Source organism: Candidatus Stygibacter australis (assembly GCA_030765845.1).
In the GTDB taxonomy this organism is placed as follows: domain Bacteria; phylum Cloacimonadota; class Cloacimonadia; order Cloacimonadales; family TCS61; genus Stygibacter; species Stygibacter australis.
Genome location: JAVCDJ010000203.1, coordinates 42,770 through 62,014, shown reverse-complemented (window position 1 = coordinate 62,014; position 19,245 = coordinate 42,770). Strand labels below are relative to the sequence as shown.

Here is a 19,245-nt window from a genome sequence, read left to right as displayed (position 1 = left end):
CATTTACTCATACCTGATTGATTTTATCGGATTGCTCATTGCTGCCCTTAATGCCTGAAAACTTACCGTAAATAATGCTATCACTAAGGCTGCCAGACCGGCGATGATGAAATTAAGAAGAGTTATCTGGATGTGGTAGGCAAAATTCTCTAACCATTTATTCATGAAATACCAGGCAAGGGGCCAGGCGATTACGTTTGCCAATAGCACCCAGCGTGAAAATTCTGTTGATAATAAAAGCACTATCTGACGGATAGTGGCACCCAGCACTTTGCGAATACCGATTTCTCTTCTTCGCTTTTCTGCCGTGAATGATGCCAGTCCAAATAATCCCAGACAGGCTATAAAGATGATCATCATAGTAAAATAACTGAAAAGCTGGATCAATCTTTCTTCCCCTTCATACATCCGGCTCAGATGTTCATCCAGAAATACATACTGAAATGGATCATCAGGATTATATTGCTGAATGATATCTTTGATATCAGTCATTGTCTGATGCAGATTCTCACCTTTTAAACGGATAAACAGATTCAGATTTCCTCCGCTGCGTGCTTCCAGATTATCATTGATCAGATATATTATCATAGGACTGATCTCCTGCCGCACGGAATTGGGATGAAAATCTTTTACTACTCCAATCACTTCCTGATAAAATGCAGTGCCTAAGCTATCTGTATAAAGAAATACACGCTTTCCGATTGGGTTATCCCAGCCAAATTTTCTCACTAAAGCTTCATTTACTAATATCACTGAAAAACGATTCTCTTCCTGATCACGCTGATAGTTTCTGCCTTCAACTATAGTCATATCCATCGTGGGAATAAAATCATAATCTATCTGCATGAATTGGCAACTCGTCTGACTAAAACCTCCCTCATTATTTTCAATAGTTGCTGGAAAACGGTTAAAAGTAGTGCCTGGCATATTTAATGAACAAGCTGCTGAGATTATCTCAGGATTATCTCTGAGTTCCTGTTTGATCACTTGGAGATTCCTGGCTACCAGTGTATCGCGCACGGTAACTGCCAGCACATTTTCCTTATTGAACCCCATATCAATATCCCGGGCAAATTTCATCTGCTCAACCAAAATAAGAGTGGAAATGATAAGGGTGATTGAAATTGCAAACTGCATAACTATTAATATCTTACGCAGCACCATACCACCTGTGCCATTTTCTGATCTTGATTTTATTGCTTCCACAATGCTAAAATTTGACAACACTAATGCCGGATATATTCCTGCCAGAAGTCCCACAAATATTCCTAATCCAATAATCCCCAGGATCAGAACATGATTATTTAATAAATTTAAACTGATGTCCCGTACAGCAATACTATTAAATACTGGTAATAATAATTCTGCAATGACCAGTGCAACCAGAGAAGCAATCAATGATAAAATGATAGATTCCACTAAAAACTGGCGGATCAATAGTCCTCGTGGAGAACCGAATAATTTCCTGAGCCCCACTTCTCTGGCTCGCCTTACTGATCTGGCTGTTGCCAGATTCACATAATTAATACAGGCAATTATCAATAAGAATAATCCTATGGATGCCATAATATATAAATTATTAAGATTGCCATTAGGAACCATTTCCCAGATAAGATTTGATTTCAGATGAATATCTTTAAGAGGCTGCAGAGACAGCTCTGACGTACCATCCAGAGTATCATATTTCTCTTTCATATAATCAGTGAAAAATTGAGGGAATTTTGCCTGAAGCTCTTTTGCATCAGCACCTTCATACAATTTTAGATAATGATATACCTGCCAGCCATACCAGGCAATTTCCTCTCCCTGTCTATAAGCTAACCTCCAGGGTAAAAGAGCTTCATATTCAAAATGACTCCGTCCCGGCTGATCTTTGAATACTGCTTTAACAGTTATCGGAAATTGTTCATCTAAGAGCATGGTTTTACCCAATGCTTCTTCTGATCCAAACAATTTCTTTGCCAGGCTCTCAGAGATGAGTATTCCAACTTCTCCGGTTAAACCATCCTTTGGGTTACCAGCAATAAATTCCGTGGCAAAAACATCAAAAAAAGTCGAGTCCACAATATATACCTTTTCTGAAGCTATCAGATTCTGCTCATAGGAGATATTTGCTGAATGAGTGTATAATCCATTTGCTCCCCTCACCCGTGTTACTGCTTCTATTTCTGGATATATTTCTTTCATTTGAGGGGTTATAGGTCGTGGGGCATTGCAGTAAGTATCGATCTTCCCCCCCATATTATTCCGGTTAACCAAACGATAAATACGTTCTCCACCTGGCTGAAATTTATCGTATGATACTTCTTCCTGAATATAAAGACTGATCAAAATACAACAGGTGATGCTGATAGCCAGTCCCGCTATATTCAGCAGTGAATAAAACTTCTGACGGAGTATATTCCGGTAAGCAATTTTTAGATAATTCAGTATCATGATTTTATATTCCTATTCGTATTTCAAAGCATCTGCCGGATTTGTCCTTGCGGCATGTATTGCTCTGATGCTTATTGTCAATATGGCAATTATTAATGCTATCAATCCTGCTGCGACATATATAAGTGGTGAAAGTTTTGTACTATAGGCAAAATTCTCCAACCAATTTTTCATTCCCCACCAGGCAACAGGCCAGGCTATTACATTGGAAATTATCACCAGGATGGCAAAATTGCTGGTTAGCAGATATACGATTGATTTCTCTGTGGCACCCAGTACTTTACGGATGCTGATCTCTCTGATCCTTTGCTCCGTGGCATAAGCTGTTAAGCCCAGAAGTCCCAGACAGGCAATGAAAATGCAGATAATGGTGAAATAACTAAATACACGGCTGGTCTTTTCTTCTGCTTCATATTGTGCTCTCAGGTTGTCATCCATAAATTCGTAGCTGAAAGGAAATGTCGGGCAAAATTCGTTCCATTTCTCTTCCATAAAACTCAGGGTAGATTCCAGATCACTTTGATCTATCCGTAACGTTATTGTCTGTAATGGCTCATCAGAAAGCATTAATATGAGTGGATCAATCAGATTGTGCAGAGATGTGTAATGAAAATCTTTCACTACTCCAATCACGCGTGTATTTCTGGTTGCTGTTCCGTCTGGTGCGGCTCCGAAATCAAGTTTCTTGCCAATGGCATTTTCACCCCAGCCCAGATTTTCTGCACAGCTTTGATTTATCAGGCAGGCTTCTTCCAGATCGGTTGCCAGTTCAGGATCAAATTCTCTACCCAATAGTATCTTTATATCCATCACATCCAGATAATTCTCATCAACCATCACAAAGTTGATGGCTTTCTCACTCATCTCACCTTCATCTGTTTCAAAACGCTGCACAATGATACCATATCCACTACCTGGTATGCTTGATGATGTGCCGGCTTTCAATATCTTCGGATGCTGCAAAAGCTCATCTCTAAAGGTTGCCAGATTTCTGGCTCCCGTTGTATCTCTAATTGTCAAAACCACTATATTATCTTTATCAAATCCCAGATCAGTATTCTGCATGAATTTAAGCTGACTTACCACTCCCAGAGTACAGATTATCATGATGATAGATATGGAAAATTGCACTACTACCAAAAGCTTACGTAAGGTTGTACTTCCCTTGCTCAATTTTCCTTTAAGTACTTCCACGGGTACAAACGATGATAGGTAAAATGCTGGATAACTACCCGATACTAATCCCACCACTACGCTCACCAACAGAAATAACCCATAATAATTAAGGTTTTCACCAATGTTTAAGCTGAGTTCTCTTCCGGCAAGCTCATTAAATGTCGGCAAGAGCAATTCCACTGCTAATACTGCCAACACATAAGCAAATATGCTGATCACTACTGATTCCAGCAGGAATTGCATTTGCAATGAACCTCTCTGCGCTCCTGCTACTTTGCGGATTCCCACTTCTGTTGCACGTCCTGATGATTGCGCTGTCGCCATATTCATGTAGTTTATGCAGCCTATCAATAATAGAAAAAGTGCTACAATGCCAAAGATAAAAACATACCCCATATTACCGGTAGGTAGCTCATATTTCAGTTTGGAATTCAAATGCACTTTATCCAGTCGCTGCGCCATTAACTGGAATTTGGCATTGAGGGTTTCTCCTAACGCTTTGATGTATTTTTCATTAAAGGCAGGATAACCTCGCATGATGTTGTCAATTGATCCGCCCTCTGTTAGTTTTATAAATGAGTAAAATCCCACATTCCAGAAAAGATTGGGATCCAGACTGTGAAATGTTTCTGCTCCATAAAATTGAGCCAGTGTTACCATGGAAGCAAGAGCCTCAAAGTTCAAATGACTGTTTTGCGGCAGATCCTTGATCACACCCGTAACGGTAAATCCAAAACCGTATCCTGTCTCCAGATATTCGCCTAATGGATCTTGTGTACCAAAAATGCGTCTGGCAAAGCTTTCAGTAAGCACGATTTCATTGGGGTCATCAAGCGCTTCTGATGGTTCACCGCGTAAAAATTCATAGGAAAATATCTCAAATACCGTAGAATCAGCATAGTGAACATTGTCTTCAAAATACTTCTTGTTATCAATCTGAAAAAGATTGTTGTCCATAGCACGGTAACGGCAATATTGCTCAACATCTTCGGGAAATTCGAGCTTGATTGCCGGAGCCAAAGGTATTGCTGTTACCGCAAAAAGATCATCCGTTTCATTGATCGTGAAATGTGATTCCAACCGGTAAATGCGCTCATAATCTTCGTTATACTTATCATAAGAAAGCTCATTCTGTACATAAAGCCCGATCATGATAGCACAGCAAATCCCTATTGCCAGCCCGGCAATGTTGATTATGGTATAAAATTTCTTACGCATTAAATTGCGTACTGCTATTTTGAGATAATTCCAGAACATTAGATTCTCCTTATTTCTACTCTCCCGATCGGTTTTTATAAATGAAATTCTTTTTTGATATTCTCGGTTACTATGTGACCATCAAATAATTGGATGATCCGGTGTGCATATTCTGCATCTGTAGGTGAGTGAGTTACCATCACAATGGTAGTTCCGGCTTCATTTAACTGTGTAAGCATATCCATCACTTCTTCTCCATTGGCACTATCCAGATTTCCAGTAGGCTCATCTGCAAGTATCAGCTTGGGATTAGTGATCACGGCACGGGCAACTGCCACGCGCTGCTGCTGTCCACCAGAAAGCTGCTGCGGAAAATGCTTGGCTCTATGAGCTATCTTCATTCTATCCAATACCTCATTTACTCTTGCCTTACGTTCACTTGCCGCCATCTTAAGATATAATAAAGGCAGCTCCACATTCTCATAAACAGTAAGCTCATCAATCAGATTAAAACTCTGAAAGATAAAGCCTACATTTGATTTACGCATATTAGTACGCTGACGTTCCTTGAACTTTGCCACATCGGTACTATTAAAGAAATACTCACCGTCTGTGGGATTATCCAAAAGTCCGATCACATTCAGTAATGTGGATTTCCCACAACCTGAGGGTCCCATTATTGCCACAAATTCTCCTGCTTCCACGTGAATATTCACGTTATTCAATGCCAGGGTTTCCACTTCGTCTGTACGATACACCTTCATTAAATTGTTTGTCTTGATCATTGTTCCTCCAGTTTTATTTTAATATTAATTTTTCGGCTCTGCCAAAATTTGTATAACTTGATATGATAACTCTTTCTCCAGCTTCCAGTCCTTCCAGAACTTCATAATAGCGCGGATTCATTCTGCCTAATCTTATCTCCCGCTGATCCGCACTCTTGCCATCGGGATTGATCACAAACACATACTGCCCTCCAGTACTTTGATAAAAACCACCTCGAGGTAATAATAGTGCCATACTCGATTCGCCTAATTCCAATTTAATTCTAAAAGTCTGGCCCGTTCGTAAATTCTCGGGGTATTCTTCACCAGAAAATTCCAGATCCACACTAAACCTGCCGTTCTGAACTTCTGGATAGATCTTGCTTACCTTTAATTGATAGGTACCTCCTGCAAATTCAAATTCACCCATTAAATCTCGATTTATCCGTGAAATATAATGCTCATCTACATCCATATTGATCTTATAAGATCCTACTACATTAATTTCACCCAATCTCTGTCCCTGGGATTTAGCTTCTCCTATCTCTGCATTCAAAGATACAAGCTGTCCACTAATAGGTGCGCGTACATTCAAATTCTCCAGTTTATCTCGGACCATGCCCAGATTCTCTTCCATATTGGTAACTGAATTCTCAAGCTGCTCGATCTGAATTGCCCGGAATAAGGAATCCGTTTTCTGGCTCTCAACCACCAGACTTTGACGCTGTAAAGAATATTGATATGCTTCCTGGGAGCGTAAATAATCCTCTTCTGAAATGAATTCCTGCTCATATAGCTTCTGCTTCTGGGCATAATCTCGCTGCTGCTGCTCAAGCTGATAATTTACTTCCAAAAGCTGCTGACGCAGGCTCAGTTTGTTCTGTTCCATAGATAATCGTGTGCTACGCAGATTATTGATCTGATCTGCCAGATCTGCTTCACGGTTCATTATGCTCAAATATAGATTCGCATTGCTTAACCGCAATATTATATCACCTTCTTCTACTAATGAGCCTTCTTCCAAAAACACTTCTTCTACCCTGCCACCTTCCATGGCATCAAGATAAACTGTCCGGCTCGGTACCACCCGACCGGTTACTGTGATATAATCCTGAAAATAATCTTCCACTACTTCTTCAATAGTTATACGGTCAGTCTGAACATTGAATTTACTCCGATGATCTCCCCAGATTGCGCTGTATAACACTAAGCCAATAACTACCACTGCCACAACCAGCAGAATTATCTTCTTTGTCGTCCATTTCTTCTTCTCAATTTTTCTATCCATGAAATTTCCCCACAGTGCTTTTTTTACTTAATTCTAATGCAATTTGCGTACCACTCTCATAAACGCCTGATATACATAAATTTATCATATTTTCACTATCCCCCGGACTGTACGCCTGTGAACAGAACACTGTTCGCCAGCGTACACCCGAAATCTCATTTTAGGATAAAATCATAACCTTACGTCCACTTCATCCATCATGTCTATAAAGTCCATTTTCCCACCCCAATTCTCACCAATTTTCAGCTATTATCCCCTAAAACACCTGTACCACACCCGCCCATTACCCACCCTTAATGTGTAACAACAAAGCACTATCTCACAAAAAAATGTCACTATGTTCTTTGTTGTTCCTCCTCAAATCCACTTTAGGGGCTAAGTGAATATTATTTATAGTAGTTATAGGTCTTAAATGCCCTAAAGGTCATATTTTGATGGATTTTAGCTGAAAATGTCTGATTTGGGGGAGCATGTTTCACAAAAACATCTTTGATTAGAGCGAACATTTGATAATTTCCAAAATTAATAGGACCTGCACCGCTAACGGTACTCCGGAAGTGGGGCGAGAACTACGGGCAGTTTTCAGCAGCAATCTATATTTTCCACCTTAGCTATTTTCATGGATTGGTTGATTGCGGTCGTCATCTGCGCCCCACTTGCGGAATACGCCAGCGGTGCACATCTGACTTGGCGGGGTTGTTCATTTTTTGAAAGGAATTGACATTTGGAAGTGGATAATGAATGTGGGGAGAAATTAGGAGGTAGCATGAGAAGATCAGGGATAATATTCATAATTATCATATTGATGATAGCTACGTTTGCTTATTCAGGGGAGTACAGTAATTTTTTCTGGCAGGTGGAAAAGGGAGATATAACCGTTAATTTGTGCGGTTCAGTTCATTTGATGAGACCGGATTACTATCCTCTGCGGGAAGAGATCGAGCAGGCATTTGAGGAGTCTGAAATATTGGTGCTGGAATTTGATATCAATAAAATAGATATGAACAAAATCCAGGAACTCATCAATACCAGGGGTTTATATCCAGAGGGAGATAGTCTGAAGACGGATTTAGGTGAAGAATATTATGAGAAATTAGGTTCTGAACTGGCTGAATATAAATACACCGTGGAATCGGTGAAAAACCAGAAACCCTGGTATATGACGATGACGCTTTCCAGTGTGCGGGTGAGTGAACTGGGCTATACCGCTGAAGGTGGGACAGACCTTTATTTTGCTCAGAAGGCAAAGGGACATAAGGAAATACAGCAGTTGGAAACCGCCGAAGCTCAGTTTGAGATGTTAAGCGGCATGGATGAGCACATTCAGATAGAATATTTGAAGGAACTGATCGATAAGCGGGAAGAATTTAACCAGGAAGTGGAAGAACTGATGCAAAGCTGGATAGCTGGAGATGACAGCACCATGTATCGCCTGATGAATGAAGAAATAAAAGAGAATCCTGAGTTAACTGGATATTATGATAAGCTGTTCACTGAGCGTAACCTTAATATGACTGATAAGATAGAGCAGTATTTAACTGGAGATAATAAAAAAGAGTACTTTATAGTAGTTGGCTCAGGTCATTATCTGGGCGAAGATGGTATTGTGAATCTGCTGCGGGAGCGCGGCTATAGCGTAGTGCGCAAATAACCGGCTTTAATCATCCATACTGGGCTCTTCAAATACCTTATAATGCAGACGGAATGTGACTACGCGATCATTCTGATATTCCAGTCTGTAGCCTTCTCTTTCAATAATAGTGAGTTCACCATGCCCATAGATCCTCATCCGGTCAGGATCAATATCAGAATCCTTCAGAAATTCAAATACAGATAGAGCTCTATCAGTGGAGAGCACTTTATTATACACCACAGTTCCACGTTCATCAGCATGTCCATGGATGGAAATCTTATAATCAGGATTTTTTAGCAGAAGTTCTACAATTGGATACAATTTATCCTTTTCCTTTTCAGGAACATATTTTTTATCAAAATCAAAATAAATAATAGGCAGGGGTATTGGTTCTTTGATAATAATAGTATCTTTAAAGCTGGCAACAGAAAATTCTTCCACAGCATAGGGATCTTCACCAGCATCCACTCCAGCAATACCGCCTTCTTTTTGTTTAAACTCAAAATCTTTCGTGGGGTTATAATCCATAAAGATAGTCATTTTATCAGGAACTCGAGGAACCTTGAGAACGATATTCTGGGGATATTGAGAGGGATATAAGGGTTGAGCTTTCACATTCAGAAATCTCTCGCCAATATACCAGATATCCGTCTTTATGGGGGTTCTCCCGAGGTAATTATCATTGATGAAAATGTCCGTAGGTGTTGGTTCAGAACGGAAAACGATCCTTTTTCTGTGGGTACCTGCCGGAATCTTCTCAATGAGCTTATAGGGAGTGCAGGCAGATATAAGACATAGCGCTGCCATACTGATCAAAGCAAAAAATCTGATTTTAAAAGAAAACATTGCTACCACCAATTAAGATATTCTTAAATTCATAAACTAAAAGAAGGTAAATGTCGGTCAAGGAAATAATATTAATCGAGGCATAAGAGTAATAAAAATGCGGGTAAAACAAAAAGGCTAATAAAAAAAGTGATTGACTTTAATAATAGCAGTGTGTTAATTACGTAAATTTATGAGGGGCGAAATTAATTTTGAGTGCTAAATTTGAGAAGTTGAAACTATGTGTACTTTACGTTGAAGATGAAGACGTAGTACGCAACACTATCTATGAGATGCTAAGACGCAGGATTACAGATGTTTATGTAGCATCAGACGGTAGGGAAGGTTTAGCTGTTTTTCAAGAGCATAAGCCAGATTTAGTGATCTCAGATATTAGAATGCCTCACATGGATGGTCTGGAAATGATCTCAAATATCAAGAGATTGAATTCAGATGTTCAGATCATTATTACTTCCGCCCATAGCGAGTCAGAATATTTTTTAAAAGCAATTGATATTGGTGTAGATAAATTTGTCCTAAAACCGGTGGATAATCGCGATCTATTTGCTATTGTGAGTAAGATATATGAGCAGATGCATTTGCAGCAGAAAGCAATAGAAGAAGCGGCACGCCGTCAAGTGGCAGAACGCAACCTGCGTGAAAGCCAGGTGCAATTGCAGGCATTATTTGAGAATGTGGTTGTGGGCATGGGAATTATAGATACTGATCTGCGGATAATATTTTCCAATCAAGCGCTTGCGTCCATGTTTGATGAGGAAGAATTTACAGTTTTATCGCATTATTTTAATGAATATTTTGCTGATGACAGCTTTACGATCAATCATCTTAAGGTTTCAACCGAAGCCTATCATGATGGATCAGAATTAAGTTTCCGATCAGAGGAAGAGATATTTCTGCCGGGAGGAAAGAAATTCTGGGCAGAAATTTCAGTATCCATGATCTTATCAACAGAAAACCAGGTATCCAAATTCATTGTAGTGATTAATGATATCAATGACAGGGTGGAATCACAAAGAGATCGAGACCATCTGTATAATTCACTGATAAGCGAATTGGAGACAGCTGCATCAGTTCAGACATTTTTTTTACCAGACTGGCTTTGTGTTGAAGAGAAGCTGCTTTTTTCCAATAATTATACTCCATCAACCAATGTAGGTGGAGATCTTTTTGATTTAATCCCCCTGAAAGATGGCAGATATGTGATCTATATAGGAGACATTTCCGGTCATGGAGTGCAGAGCGCTCTGATGATGACAGCAGTGAAGGCTACAATTAAAATGCTGGTGGATAACGTAGTGGCTTATCTGCATCCCAGTGAGATCGTCAATCAGCTTAATCTTTTATTATCCAGAGACGTTTTTCAAAACAATTATCTTACTCTGCTACTGGGAGTGGTGGATCCTGACAAAAAGGAATTTATCTATTATAATGCCGGGCATCCTCCTATTATCAGTTTTAATAAATCAAATGGAGACGTGGCAATAATAAATTCTAACGGATCAATCCCTATTGGCTGGGTAGCTGATTTTGAATATACCAAAGAAGAAGAAGATATCCTTAAACTTGATGAGCATACAAGCTATCTTTTTTATACGGATGGGATGTTTGAGTGTGAAAATAAGGAGCAGGAAGAACTGGGAATTGATGGTATTACAAAGATGCTTACCAAAGTTACTCCTGATAATAGTACTGTGATGGTGCCCTATGTATTGAAGAATATAATCGAGGAAAATGGATTTGATATCAGTACTGATGATTTTACGATACTTTCCTTGAATCTCAGACGTGACCAGAATGACAAAATCCGTTACTATATAATCAATCCCGTAAAAGTAAATAGTGGAGAAGTGGGAAAACGATGTGAAGAATTTCTGAAAGCCAGAGACCTTGATGATCTGGCATTCCCTACTGAACTGCTGGTAAATGAATTTCTAAATAAAATCCTGGCTCATATCTCAGAGAAGGGTAGAGAAAGCGTTATTGTTATTCGTTTAAGGATTTATGAAAATAAACTTGAATTAACCTTCTGGGATAAAGGATCAGTATGGGAATTGCCCAGGCAGGTAACAGAAATAGATTTTAGCCAGAAAATGGATAATGAAGAGAATTCTATATATGTAATTCACCAACTGGCAGATGAGATAGTTCAAAAACGAATCGTAGGTGTGAATGAAACCAAATTCATTATGAATTTTGAGAGATCTGAATCATGATCAATAGTCTGCAGGTGATCAGGCGTTTTGCTTTTTGTGAATGGGGTGGTACGGAAACCGTGGTCTGGAATACTTCTCAGGAATTAAATCGGACAGGCAATCCCGTGGAAATATTAGCTACCCAGGCGCTAGCCCAGAAGCATAATGAGGTTAGAAATGAAATACCAATCCGCAGATTTAATTATTTTTATCCTTATTTGAACCTTACCAGTATTAAGAAAAAGACTCTTGATAAAAAAGGTGGAAATCCTTATTCCTGGTGTTTATATAAATATATGCGGGACAAGAAGGATCTGGATATTATCCACTGCCATACCATGAATAGAATAGCAGCCAGTGTGCGTCTGGCAGCACGGAAGAGAAAGATACCATATCTGGTTTCATTTCATGGAGGGCATTTTGACGTGCCGGCTGAGGAAATGAAGCTGATGATTGAGCCTTATAAAAATACTTTCAATTATGGGAAATTGATTGATCTGATGATCCAGAAGGACAGGTATCTCACTGATGCTGACGCTATCATTTGTGTGGGCTATAATGAATATGAGATCACCAGGAATAAATATCCTGAAAAACTTGTTTATTATCTGCCAAATGGCGTTGATATAGAAAAATTCAAACCCCTTGCCGAAAATGATTTTAGGGAGAAATACCAGATAGCTGAAGATGCTAAGATGATCCTCTGTCTTTCCAGAATTGACTATCAGAAAAATCAGGCTATTTTAATTGAGCTTATTGAACGTCTGCGTGGCAAAGAAGAAAAAGTCTATTTGGTATTATTGGGACCAGTAACTTCAGAAACTTATTATGAGAAACTCAAGGATTTGATCAAAACATATTCTTTGGATAAGCAGGTAACTATAATCCCCGGTCTTGAATCTGATTCAAAAGACCTTGTAAAAGCATATCAGGCAGCAAACGTGTTTATCCTGCCATCCATTCATGAGCCTTTTGGGATTGTAGTTTTGGAAGCCTGGGCAAGCGGATTGCCCGTTATCACTTCCGGTGTGGGAGGATTGAAGCGCCTTGTGCAGAATGAAAGAACAGGACTGGTATTTGATGGAAGTCTCGATGATCTGGAAAAGAAATATCGGCAGCTTGTAGATAATCCGGGATTAATGAAAGAATTGAAGCAAAATGCTTTGACTGAGGTGAAAGCAGAATATTCATGGACTTCAGTGACAGCGAAACTTTTGGATTATTATGGTGAAATCATAGAGAATTTCAAGTATTGAGTATGAAAAAGATCTTATATATTGATATCCCTTTTGTGGGAATAAATGATGGAGGAGCAAACCGGAGTAAATTCATCTGGAATACTCTGATAAGTCAATATGAGGTAGACTGGCTGGAACTGATTCGAACCGGCATTCCAGAAGCTAAAGGCTTGCCTGGAAATATGAATGATCATTATCAGATTCAGGCTGAAATTGATCGTCGTGCATTTCACCCCGTGATGATCTTCCGTTTCTCTGATAAAGTAAAAGCAAAATTTATCGAAATCATTAAGAATAATAAATATGATCTGATATTTATCAGGTTTGCCTCTCCTGCAAAATTGGCTAAATTGGCAGAACCTTACTGCTCTGCAATTGTGTTTGATATTGATATGCTGCTGAGTCGACTTTCACATTTGTCCTGGAAGCAGGCTCCTGTTCTTAAAAACCGCTATTATCTGATAGAAAGCACCAAACAAAGGTGGTTTGAGCAGAAGTTCTTCCAGAGAAAATATCTATTCTTATTCACTAATTATCTGGAAAAAGAGATGGTACAGCATAGATTGAAACTGGAAAAGGCAGATAATTTTGCAGTATTGCCCAATGTGATGGAAACCAGAGAAGCATTATCCAGTCAGAAACAGGATCGGATATTATTTTTTGGCACTCTCACCTCAGCAGCCAATGCAGATGCTCTGAAATATATCAGTCAGGATATATACCCTTTGATAGAACAAGAACTTGAAAGAAGGGATCTTTTTCTGGATATTGCCGGAAGAGGTTGGCATGATCGCTTTAAGGAGTACTTTGCAAATAAAGGAAGATTGCGTTATATCGGTGAAGTTGAAGATATACAGGAGGAAATTGCCAATAGTCTTTTTATATTCCTGCCTCTAAGAATAGCCTCTGGAACCAGAACGCGAATATTGGAAGTGGCAAACCAGTATAAGGCAGTAATAACCACTCCTATTGGCATGGAGGGCTTCCAGTTAACTGGTGAAGAGATAATTATTGAAAAAGACGCAGAGAAACTGGCAGAAGAATTTAATTTACTGCTTAATAATGAATTACTTAGAGAAAGCCTGGGTCAGAAACTGCATTTTAAGTGCCGGGAACTGTACCTGGATAATAATGTCAGCACTACTTTGAAGGTAATGCTGGAAAACTGGTGGAAAAAGTATCATGAATAAGATAAAAATATTGTGGATAAATTCTAGAGCAGATTTTACGGGAGGTTGTGAAAGCTATATCTATCATACTGCCCGTCAGCTTTCAAAAACAGGTTATTCCAATACTCTTATTTATGATGTTGATGGATGGACTGAACCTGTTTTTACAAACGCCTTTGATGCTGCATTTCCGCGTGTTGTGCTATCTAGACAGGTGAAGGAAATCGATCCCGATATTATCTATGTGCATCGTCTTGAAGGAAAAGAAGCAATAAAAGACTTGATTAGTACCGGTAAACCAGTGGTACGCTTCTTTCATGATCATAAATTATTCTGCTTGAGAGAACATAAATATAAAACTATCAGTCACAGAACCTGCACCAAACCAAGTGGTATAAGATGTTATCCCTGTCTGGGATTCATTGGCAGGGGCAGGGGAATATTCCCTGTAAAAATATCCAGCCTGAATAAGCTGCGTGCTGAGCAGAATATTAATAAAAAACTTAATGGCTTTGTGGTTGCTTCAGAATATATGAAATCGCATCTTATCGATCATGGCTTTAGCACCAGTAAGATACTCGTGAATCCGTTATATTCCTGGAAGCATACAGAAAACTATGATCCAGCAGATGATAACTATCTCCTATTTACAGGTCAACTTGTGCGGGGAAAAGGGATTGATATTTTATTGAAAGCAATGACTTTGTTAGAACATGATATTTCTCTTATGATCGCCGGCAGTGGCAGGCAGGCAGAAAAATTTAAGAAATTGGCTTTTAAACTGGGTTTGGAAAAAAAAGTTACCTTTTTAGGATTTGTCGAGCAGCAGAAATTAAAAAACCTGTACAGTAATTGCACATGCGTGATAATGCCCAGTAGAGTACCTGAGACCTTTGGATTATCAGGTTTGGAAGCTATGAGCTGGTCAAAACCGGTTATTGCCTCAAACGTGGGAGGGATCAGTCAATGGTTAACCGATGGAGTGAATGGCTATCTGGTTCCATCCAATCAGGCAAACAAACTGGCGGCAAAAATTGATAAACTCCTTTCTGATAGGCAGAAAGCTGCCAGAATGGGAGAAACGGGTAATGAAATTTATAAAGAAAAATTTACTGCTGCAGAGCACCTCGGATCTCTGCAGACATATTTTAAAGAATTTGTTAAAGGGAGCAAACTATGATAGACAGTAAAAATTGGGGTAGATTCACTGCTAAGGGTAGTCAGAAAGTAGAAGTGCTCATTACTCGCATGGTGGAAGAAATAGTCACCGTAATTGCTGATACAATTCCAGAGAAACATTATAAATGTCTTTATATGCTCGGTGGTTATGGACGTGGAGAAGGTGGAGTGGTAATTGTAAATGGACAGGAGCGACCACATAACAATTTTGATCTGATGCTTGTGGCTAATGATGTCAAGGCAGATAAAGCAGATGAGATGAAAGTCAAGATCGATGAAGCTCTGCAACAATTGATTGAAAGGATTGGGGTGGGCATTGATACCAGTGTGATCAATGCCAGTAAGCTCAAAAGTTCTTCCTGCCGGATGATCTGGTATGATATGAAATTTGGGCATAAAGTGCTGCTGGGAAATACAGATATTATCATGTCTTGCTCACAATTCGTGATGAAAAAAATTCCTGCCTGGGATGCGCGAAATCTGCTGGTTAACCGCGGTACATTATTGATCATCAATGACCTGATTATCAAGCAGCAGAGCACCCTTGATATTGAGCTAAAGAAAGTGATTATCAGGCATACTGTTAAAAGTATCATTGGCTATGGTGATTGCCTGCTATTTTTCTTAGGTGAATATGACTGGAGCTATATTGAGAAGCAGAAAAGGATGCAGGATCGAAGGGATTTGGACCCTGAATTTAAGAAACTCTATGATGATGCCATGAATTTCAGATTTCAACCTGATTATGAGCCATTCCTGATTAAGGACCTTACTCAATGGATGAAAGAAGTTAAACAATTATTACAGAAAATTAATCTTTCCTGCGAATCAAGACGCCTGCACCGCAAAAAACTTAATTGGGATAATTATATTAATTTTGCTTTAGCCCATGGCATGAGTGAAGCAGGACTGGGTATTAAAGCCTGGGGAAAGCGGTTGCTTAACTATTCAAATATGCAGTCTGAATTTCCGGGAAAGGCACCGATGAGTATAAGAATGGGTTATAAATTTTTAGGAGATAAAGGTGTATTACCACTGATATATCCCCTGATAGCTTATAATTTAAGAAACCAGGACTACCGAAAGATCGCCAGAGGATTTTTGCAGGTGCAGAATTTTAATTTTGAAGATCTGCGCAGTGCCTACCTCAAAAAATGGGGAGAATATATGGATACTAATTTCTCACACCTATTGAAGAAATTTCAGATCAAACTGAAATAATAAAGGTAAAGATGATTTGTCTTAGTGGTGATCTCCATCATATGACGCTGGGAACCGGGAATCAGAAACACAGTGATATTCCTGAGATCCAGATAGCAGAAATTTATCTCAAACTGCTGGAAGAAGCAGGGATAAAGGTCACGTTTTTTATTACCGGCAGGTCATTTGCAGAAGAATGGCATGATCTTGAACCTATTTGCAGAAGCAGTTCCGTAGAGATTGGAGGTCATAATTTTAATGCCTTTAAACCCTCTTTTGGCCATCGTGTCTGGAATAAATTTACTGGTAATTATAATGGACCCTATATCTGTCAAAAGAGAGATGCTCAAAAAACTATTGAGATCATCCAGCAAAAAACTGGTAAAAAAATAGCGGTCTGGCGTAATCACATGTATATGCACGGGCCCAATACTGAAAAAGTATTAGCTGATTTAGGCATCAGGATATGTTCTGATGGGGTAAAAAAGAATTCCAATGGGTTGATCGCACATCCCAGCGGGATATATAATTTCCCCTTGAATATCATTCCTGATCATGAACATCTTATCCATGCAGAACGAACTCCCCAGTGGATTGAGTGGTGGCAAAAACGCTATAACTGGAGCGATGATTTTGGTCCCGATTCCTATTATGTCGAAGAATGGACAGACATTGTTCTGGCTGGATTGAAGCATAATGAGGCAAATGGAGTAATATCCAATATGATCATCCACCCCATTACACTTTATTTAAGTGATAAATTTCATTCCTTTAAAGATAAATTGCTGCCCTGGCTGGCAGATCATAAAACTGTATTTATGAGTGAATTGCTGCCCATGCAGGATAAATAACTTATGCCAGAAAATCAACCACAAGTGACTGTTATAATGAGGAGCAAAAACTCAGACTGGGTGATCGCTCAGGCTTTGGCAGCTTTGTATTCTCAAACATTTCAGGATTTTGAATTGCTGGTGGTTGATTCCGGCTCGACGGATAGAACTCTGGAAATTGTTAACCAGTTTCCCTGCCGTCTTATCCAGATAGAATCCAAAGCATATTATCCCGGATCCGTACTTAATATGGCAATTGAACAAGCGAAAGCAGATATTATAGTATTTCAGAATTCAGATGGAGTTCCACTCAGTCTTCACACATTGCAGAGACTCGTAGATGCTTTTGATGACCCGTCCATTGACGCTGCTCTCACACGCCAAATTCCCAGACCAGAGGCTTTCGACTGGGTTCGTCGTGATTATAACCTTAGTTTTCCTGATGCTGAACGAACTCCAGAATGGATCAGGCTCTCATTACCTATGGCTGCTATGCGTAAGAGTGCCTGGGAGAAGCATCATTTTTATACTGATGCCTGGGCTTCAGAAGACACTGAATGGGGTGAATGGGCTGTAAAAAACGGTATGCAGATCAAATATGTGCCGGATGCTATTATTATGCATTCACATAACTATACACTCAAGCAAATCTATGGCAGAAAATTTGTGGAAGGGGAAGCAGACTCCTTTATATATTACCGAAAACCTTCTATAATCGGTATGATTTCCGGTATGATCAGGCAAACACTGCGAGATTTATTATATCTTTTACCAAAATTGAATTTTAGAGAATCCATGGGTTCCTTTCCCCGCAGTTTCATCTATAACTATGCTTATTATAAAGGACTGAAACTGGGCAATCTAAGGCAAAAAACTGGCAGTAGTGATACCAGTATTGGTCAAAGCAATGTGCTCTCGCGTTATGAAAAATAAATCACACAGCTACCGTATCTTTGTCAGCGGAATGGCTTATGATGAAGGAAAATCCGGAGTTTCGGATTATCTGAATAATGTCATTAAGGTCCTTTCTCAAGATCATAAAATTGATCTGATCATTCTGGAAAGCGATATTGATAGATTCCCTGTTTCCAGCTCTAATCTTAATTTGATCCCTATCTCTGATAAATTAAAAAATCCGGTTCGTAACATGCTCTGGCATCTCTATACTCTTCCCCGGAAATTTGATCTGAAATCTTACGATTTTGTTTTTCTACCTGCTGCAAACCGTCGGCTTATTGCAAATTTACCAGTACCTGCAATAGTAACTTTTCATGATCTATCTCAATTCCATATTCCTGCTAAGTATGATGCTCTTCGCATGTTTTATATCAAAAAAGTGATCCCTTATTTTGTAAAGAAAGTAGATAAAATTCTGGCTATAAGTAAAAATACCAAAGAAGACCTTATCAAATATTATAAATTACCTCCTGAAGCAATTGAAGTTAATTATAATGGCTATGACAGTCAGCGCTTTGTACCGACTCCCAAAACAAGTCTCAAACCGTTGGGTATTCAAAAGAAATACTTCCTCTATATTGCCAGAATTGAGCACCCGGGCAAAAACCATCTAAGACTGATCAAGGCTTATGAAGACCTTCCCCAGGATTTAAGAGACAGATATGATCTAGTGCTTCCGGGAAAAAGCTGGTCAGGAAGTGAAAAGATAATGGAGCACCTCGAAAATTCTCCTGATAAAGAGCGTATTCATCTCACGGGATTTGTGGATAGTGAGATATTACCGAAATTATACCAGCAATGCAGCTTATACATTTTTCCCTCACTCTATGAAGGTTTTGGGATCCCACTCATTGAAGCTATGGCTTGCGGTGCACCGGTTGTGTGCTCAAACACATCTTCATTACCTGAAATTGGTGGTGAAGCAGTAGCCCTTTTTGATCCATATTCCGTATTATCGATCAGGGAAACTATATGGCGGGTAATAAGCAGCGATAAGATGCAAAAAGCCATGATAGAAAATGGCTACAGACAAGTAAAACAGTTCAGTTGGGAAAAGCATGCCCGGATGATCATCAAGTCATTTGAGGAAATAAATTCCAGTGCCCAAAAACAAGAATAATGAAAGGGAAGAACTCTCTC

14 protein-coding genes are annotated in these 19,245 nt (G+C 39.3%); 9 read left to right on the top strand and 5 right to left on the bottom strand.

The annotated features are described in order from the left end of the window. Positions 1-3 precede the first annotated feature (3 nt). Genes RAO94_10370 through RAO94_10355 form a run of 4 tightly spaced genes read right to left on the bottom strand, consistent with a single transcriptional unit; the run spans position 4 to position 6,861 of the window. Positions 4-2,436 carry an ABC transporter permease gene (locus RAO94_10370; protein MDP8322743.1) on the bottom strand — a complete coding sequence of 811 codons (2,433 nt, stop codon included), beginning with the start codon at positions 2,434-2,436 and terminating at the stop codon, positions 4-6. A gap of 12 nt (positions 2,437-2,448) precedes the next feature. Next, positions 2,449-4,869: an ABC transporter permease gene (locus tag RAO94_10365; GenBank protein MDP8322742.1), complete on the bottom strand. Its 2,421-nt coding sequence runs from the start codon at positions 4,867-4,869 to the stop codon at positions 2,449-2,451. Positions 4,870-4,904: 35 nt separating this feature from the next. Continuing rightward, the gene (locus tag RAO94_10360) at positions 4,905-5,594 is read right to left on the bottom strand and encodes an ABC transporter ATP-binding protein (protein MDP8322741.1); all 690 of its coding nucleotides are present in this window, start codon (positions 5,592-5,594) and stop codon (positions 4,905-4,907) included. Between the two features lie 13 nt (positions 5,595-5,607). After that, positions 5,608-6,861: an efflux RND transporter periplasmic adaptor subunit gene (locus tag RAO94_10355; GenBank protein MDP8322740.1), complete on the bottom strand. Its 1,254-nt coding sequence runs from the start codon at positions 6,859-6,861 to the stop codon at positions 5,608-5,610. Positions 6,862-7,627: 766 nt separating this feature from the next. Between RAO94_10355 and RAO94_10350 the strand changes: the two genes are divergently transcribed. Further along, complete coding sequence (locus RAO94_10350; protein ID MDP8322739.1) at positions 7,628-8,512, top strand: TraB/GumN family protein; 885 nt, start codon at positions 7,628-7,630, stop codon at positions 8,510-8,512. A gap of 6 nt (positions 8,513-8,518) precedes the next feature. Here RAO94_10350 and RAO94_10345 read toward each other — a convergent pair whose 3' ends face one another. Then, the gene (locus RAO94_10345) at positions 8,519-9,340 is read right to left on the bottom strand and encodes an OmpA family protein (GenBank protein MDP8322738.1); all 822 of its coding nucleotides are present in this window, start codon (positions 9,338-9,340) and stop codon (positions 8,519-8,521) included. Between the two features lie 191 nt (positions 9,341-9,531). Here RAO94_10345 and RAO94_10340 point away from each other — a divergent pair, with 191 nt between their 5' ends. Genes RAO94_10340 through RAO94_10305 form a run of 8 tightly spaced genes read left to right on the top strand, consistent with a single transcriptional unit; the run spans position 9,532 to position 19,225 of the window. Then, positions 9,532-11,553: a SpoIIE family protein phosphatase gene (locus tag RAO94_10340; protein MDP8322737.1), complete on the top strand. Its 2,022-nt coding sequence runs from the start codon at positions 9,532-9,534 to the stop codon at positions 11,551-11,553. Next, positions 11,550-12,788 (top strand): glycosyltransferase family 4 protein, encoded by a 1,239-nt coding sequence (locus tag RAO94_10335; protein ID MDP8322736.1) that lies wholly within the window; start codon positions 11,550-11,552, stop codon positions 12,786-12,788. The genes RAO94_10340 and RAO94_10335 overlap by 4 nt, the downstream gene beginning before the upstream one ends. Before the next feature lie 2 nt (positions 12,789-12,790). Beyond that, complete coding sequence (locus RAO94_10330) at positions 12,791-13,960, top strand: glycosyltransferase family 4 protein (protein MDP8322735.1); 1,170 nt, start codon at positions 12,791-12,793, stop codon at positions 13,958-13,960. After that, on the top strand, positions 13,953-15,119 hold the full coding sequence (locus RAO94_10325; protein ID MDP8322734.1) for a glycosyltransferase family 4 protein: 1,167 nt from the start codon (positions 13,953-13,955) through the stop codon (positions 15,117-15,119). The genes RAO94_10330 and RAO94_10325 overlap by 8 nt, the downstream gene beginning before the upstream one ends. Beyond that, positions 15,116-16,339: a hypothetical protein gene (locus tag RAO94_10320; protein MDP8322733.1), complete on the top strand. Its 1,224-nt coding sequence runs from the start codon at positions 15,116-15,118 to the stop codon at positions 16,337-16,339. Before RAO94_10325 ends, RAO94_10320 begins: the two co-directional genes overlap by 4 nt. An 11-nt stretch (positions 16,340-16,350) precedes the next feature. After that, on the top strand, positions 16,351-17,169 hold the full coding sequence (locus RAO94_10315; protein MDP8322732.1) for a polysaccharide deacetylase family protein: 819 nt from the start codon (positions 16,351-16,353) through the stop codon (positions 17,167-17,169). 3 nt (positions 17,170-17,172) lie between these two features. After that, complete coding sequence (locus RAO94_10310) at positions 17,173-18,081, top strand: glycosyltransferase family A protein (protein MDP8322731.1); 909 nt, start codon at positions 17,173-17,175, stop codon at positions 18,079-18,081. Next, on the top strand, positions 18,071-19,225 hold the full coding sequence (locus RAO94_10305; protein MDP8322730.1) for a glycosyltransferase family 1 protein: 1,155 nt from the start codon (positions 18,071-18,073) through the stop codon (positions 19,223-19,225). Before RAO94_10310 ends, RAO94_10305 begins: the two co-directional genes overlap by 11 nt. The last annotated feature ends 20 nt before the right edge of the window (positions 19,226-19,245 follow it).

Coding starts and splice junctions, on each gene's coding strand:
- RAO94_10370 (MDP8322743.1), bottom strand. CDS start 2,436: ATGATACTGAATTATCTAAAAATTGCTTACCGGAATATACTCCGTCAG.
- RAO94_10365 (MDP8322742.1), bottom strand. CDS start 4,869: ATGTTCTGGAATTATCTCAAAATAGCAGTACGCAATTTAATGCGTAAG.
- RAO94_10360 (MDP8322741.1), bottom strand. CDS start 5,594: ATGATCAAGACAAACAATTTAATGAAGGTGTATCGTACAGACGAAGTG.
- RAO94_10355 (MDP8322740.1), bottom strand. CDS start 6,861: ATGGATAGAAAAATTGAGAAGAAGAAATGGACGACAAAGAAGATAATT.
- RAO94_10350 (MDP8322739.1), top strand. CDS start 7,628: ATGAGAAGATCAGGGATAATATTCATAATTATCATATTGATGATAGCT.
- RAO94_10345 (MDP8322738.1), bottom strand. CDS start 9,340: ATGTTTTCTTTTAAAATCAGATTTTTTGCTTTGATCAGTATGGCAGCG.
- RAO94_10335 (MDP8322736.1), top strand. CDS start 11,550: ATGATCAATAGTCTGCAGGTGATCAGGCGTTTTGCTTTTTGTGAATGG.
- RAO94_10330 (MDP8322735.1), top strand. CDS start 12,791: ATGAAAAAGATCTTATATATTGATATCCCTTTTGTGGGAATAAATGAT.
- RAO94_10325 (MDP8322734.1), top strand. CDS start 13,953: ATGAATAAGATAAAAATATTGTGGATAAATTCTAGAGCAGATTTTACG.
- RAO94_10320 (MDP8322733.1), top strand. CDS start 15,116: ATGATAGACAGTAAAAATTGGGGTAGATTCACTGCTAAGGGTAGTCAG.
- RAO94_10315 (MDP8322732.1), top strand. CDS start 16,351: ATGATTTGTCTTAGTGGTGATCTCCATCATATGACGCTGGGAACCGGG.
- RAO94_10310 (MDP8322731.1), top strand. CDS start 17,173: ATGCCAGAAAATCAACCACAAGTGACTGTTATAATGAGGAGCAAAAAC.
- RAO94_10305 (MDP8322730.1), top strand. CDS start 18,071: ATGAAAAATAAATCACACAGCTACCGTATCTTTGTCAGCGGAATGGCT.